Annotated in this window: 3 protein-coding genes; 1 reads left to right on the forward strand and 2 read right to left on the reverse strand. The window is 63.0% G+C overall.

Going from position 1 to position 3606, the window contains the following annotated elements; genetic code table 11:
* Positions 1 to 71: 71 nt before the first annotated feature.
* Complete coding sequence (locus KAY22_RS26265; protein WP_056422467.1) at positions 72 to 470, forward strand: VOC family protein; 399 nt, start codon at positions 72 to 74, stop codon at positions 468 to 470.
* A 153-nt stretch (positions 471 to 623) separates the two neighbouring features.
* Here KAY22_RS26265 and KAY22_RS26270 read toward each other — a convergent pair whose 3' ends face one another.
* Complete coding sequence (locus KAY22_RS26270) at positions 624 to 1007, reverse strand: response regulator (protein ID WP_296626033.1); 384 nt, start codon at positions 1005 to 1007, stop codon at positions 624 to 626.
* A 43-nt stretch (positions 1008 to 1050) separates the two neighbouring features.
* Positions 1051 to 3336, reverse strand: a complete 2286-nt coding sequence (locus KAY22_RS26275) for a PAS domain-containing protein (protein WP_296626034.1) — start codon at positions 3334 to 3336, stop codon at positions 1051 to 1053.
* Positions 3337 to 3606: the final 270 nt, after the last annotated feature.

Genomic DNA, 3606 nt, shown 5'->3' on the forward strand with positions numbered 1-3606 from the left:
GCACTGGATGGCGGCGATGCCTTCGGCGACCAGTTGCGATCGGCAGTCGATCAGGCTTTAGGAGAGTACGCGTGCTGTTTCACACCATGGTCGGATCGAACGACATCGAACGGTCCAAGCGCTTCTACGACACGGTGCTTGGCACCTTGGGTGCAGGGGAAGGGACGCGGAACATCGCCGACAGCGGCCATACACGTCTGATCTACAACAATGGCAACGGGACTAACTTCATCGTCAGCCAGCCGATCAACGACGAACCGGCAAGCGTCGCCAACGGCAGCACCGTCGCATTTTCCTGCGACTCCCCCGAGCAGGTAAAGCAGCTTCACGACACCGCCGTCGCCGCTGGCGGAACCTCGATCGAAGCTCCGCCCGGACCGCGCGAAACTGCCTCCATGGGCACCATCGAACTGGCCTATTTTCGTGACCCCGACGGTAACAAGCTGTGCGGAATTCATTTTCCTGCCTGAGCCGTCCGGCACGGGTCCGCTTCTGAACTTAGCGGGCCTCGATCATGCGATCTCGCGAATGTCCGTTTCCAGCAAAAGCGGACTTTTCCATTACATCATCGTTTTCGAGAGCGTCGGCCGTCGCAGCTTTCTGTCGGAAGAGCGGATTGGACGTCAGGCCGGTCGGTCAGAGCCTTTGTGATCCGTGTCGGCTGCCATACGGCGCATGGCAGCGATCACGTCACCATGATGGATGGGCTTGGAATAGAACTCCGCGCGGACCGGCAGGTCGAGGTCGGCCTTGGCGAAGGTGGCAGCGGTCAGGATGATCTCGATCGGCGGCCATCGATCGCGGATCGCAGCGGCGATCTCGATCCCCTTAACGCCCCTTGGCATGTCGAGGTCGATATAGACGATCCGGATGTCCGTGCGGGTTTCGAGAATATCGATCGCCTCATCGACGCTGGTTGCCTCGACGGGAATGAAACCCGCCCGCTCGACCATGTCGGCGACCTCGATGCGGAGCACCGGCTGATCCTCGATGATGAGAACAGGCAAAGGCCCGATCGGTTGTGACTGACCCATGACGTGGCTGATCGACTTAACCCTGGATGATCTGGTGAAGCGGCGCGCTCATATCTGCTGTCAGTCCTTCAGTATCATAGTGAAGCTTAACGCCTCCCGACCCGGTAAGACCCATGCGGATGATGCGTGATCCGAAACCACGGTGGGATGGTTCAATCGCCGGTGGACCGCCTCGTTCCGCCCAACGCATGTCGAGGATTTCGACGTCGTCGCTGCGAGATATCGTCCAGCTCAGCGTGACGCGGCCATCGGGCACGCTTAGCGCACCGTGCTTGGCGGCGTTCGTCGACAGCTCATGCAGCAGCAGCGACAGCGACATGGCGGTCCGCGAGCCGATCCTGACTTCCGGTCCCGAGATGGTGATGCGAGCGGTGTCGAAGGACGCCAGTGCTGCCTCGGCGATCTGTCGGAACCCTGCCGCAGACCAGGATCGTGCCAGCAGCACGTCGTGCGCCGATGCCAGCGCCTTCATCCGGTTGCCGAACTCGGTGGCCGCGGCATTGCTGGCGGTGCGCGCCAGCGTCGCGTTGGCGATCGCCTGCACCACGCTGAGGGTATTCTTGACCCGGTGCGCCAGCTCGCCGTTGAGCAGCGCCTCCTGCGCCCGTGCCCGGCGCTGTTCGATCGCGACATGGACGCGGTAGGCGACGTCGCGGACGAACTGCACCTCGTCACTGGTCCAGTCACGGGGCGAGGCGGTGCTGACATAGAGCATCGCCACGCAGACGCCCTGCTGCATCATGGGAATATTGACGAAGGCGCGCGCGCCGCGCGCCTCCATCGCAGCGGCTTGGTCGCGCGTACGGGCATCGGAGCGACAGTCGCGAACGACAACCGTCTCTCCGGCTTTCAGATCATCGATGAACGAGCCATAGTCGCGAAGGCGTAGCGTTCCGCTGAGGCTGAGGGCAGGTTCCGCTGTCCAATCGCGTTCGACCGTGATCGTTTCGGCCACGGGGTCGATGTCGCCATAACCGACGAGCTCGACGCCCAGCGTCTCCCCAAGCACGGCACTCGCCAACGGGCCCAGATCCTCGGTTGGTTCCTCGTCCAGTAAACGGTCACTGAGGCGCATCAGGGCCGCCTGTCGCCGTTCGCGCAGCACACGGTCGGTGACTTCGGTGAAGATGATCGTGAAATGATCGTCTCCGGCGTGCTGCATCACCCCGTCATACCAGCGGCCGAGCGTCCCGACCTGGCGCGTGAAACGGACGGGTTCGCCCGTTTCGACCGCAGTCACAGGTTCGAAAACCCATGCGTCTTCAATGCCAGGAAAGACCTCCCGGATCGTCCGCCCGACCGCGCAACCCCGCTCGATACCGACAAGGTCGTACCAGGCATTGTTGACCTCATCATATCGCCAGTCGACGACCCGGCCTGTCTCGTCGCGGACAAGCTCGCCGAGGATGAAGCCCTCGCGCAGCGTCTCGAAGATGGTGCGCCACTTCGCCTCGTTGCGGGCGACGGCGTCCTCGGTTCGGCGACGCTCGGTCGTGTCGGCGATGAGCATCGCGACACGGCCGTCGGCGACGGGAAACAGGTGGGCGTCGTACCAGCGCCCGAGCGGCTTCGCCTCGCCTTCGAACCGCACCGGCTTACCAGTCCTGGCGACATGTCCATAGGCATCATGCCAATGCTGCTCGATGCCGGGTGCGATCTCATTGGCCCAACGTCCCACGGCGTCGGTCAGTCCCGTGTGACGCTCGAACGCAGGATTGGCCTCGACGACCCGGTGATCCACCGGTGCGCCGCTTGCATCGAATTTGACCTCGCTGATGCAGAAACCGGCATCGATGTTCTCGAAGATGGCCCGATACCGTGCTTCGCTGGCCCGCAAGTCAGCGATGGCGGCGTCACGCTGCCGTTCGACCAGCACCCGGCCGGTTGTCTCAAGCGTCACGTTCAGCAGGCCCGCGACACGCCCCTGCTCATCATGGATCGGTGAATAGGAGAACGACCACCACGTGTCCTCCGCATAGCCGTTGCGGGTCATCAGCAGCGGCAAGTCCTCGAATGTGCATGTCTCGCCCGCAAAGGTGCGCTCGACCAGCGGTTCGATCTCGAGCCAGATCTCCGGCCAGACCTCTGCGAAAGGCTTGCCAAGCGCCTGCGGGTGGCGGCTCCCGAGGATCGGCGCATAGGCATCGTTATAGAGCAGGGTGCGGTCCTTACCCCATGCGATGCACATCGCATGGCCGGACCCCAGCATCATGTCGACCGCCGTGCGCAAGCTCTGCGGCCAATGGTCGACGGGCCCAAGCGGTGTCGAGGCCCAGTCGGTGGCTCGGGTAAGGTCTGGCATCAGAGAAGGCGTATCGACGAGGTACGGGCTTTTCGCGTCTGATCCGTGGGTCGTCACGCTGGCCGTTATCCATGCTCGGCATGGCCCCGTGCCATCCTGTCACTCCAGATTAATGGCCATCCCGATCAAAACCAAGGTCTTGGCGTGGCAGATGCAACAGCGTCGTTTGACGACGCTGGCCGACACGCGCCTCGCTACCGCCGGGTCTGCCAGGTAATCGACTTGCGGAACACGCGGGACAACTGCTCGATCGAGTAGGGCTTGTGCAGC

Origin of the sequence: Rhizorhabdus sp., assembly GCF_018006725.1 — a bacterium.
Lineage (GTDB): Bacteria > Pseudomonadota > Alphaproteobacteria > Sphingomonadales > Sphingomonadaceae > Rhizorhabdus.

Coding starts and splice junctions, on each gene's coding strand:
- KAY22_RS26275 (WP_296626034.1), bottom strand. CDS start 3,336: ATGCCAGACCTTACCCGAGCCACCGACTGGGCCTCGACACCGCTTGGG.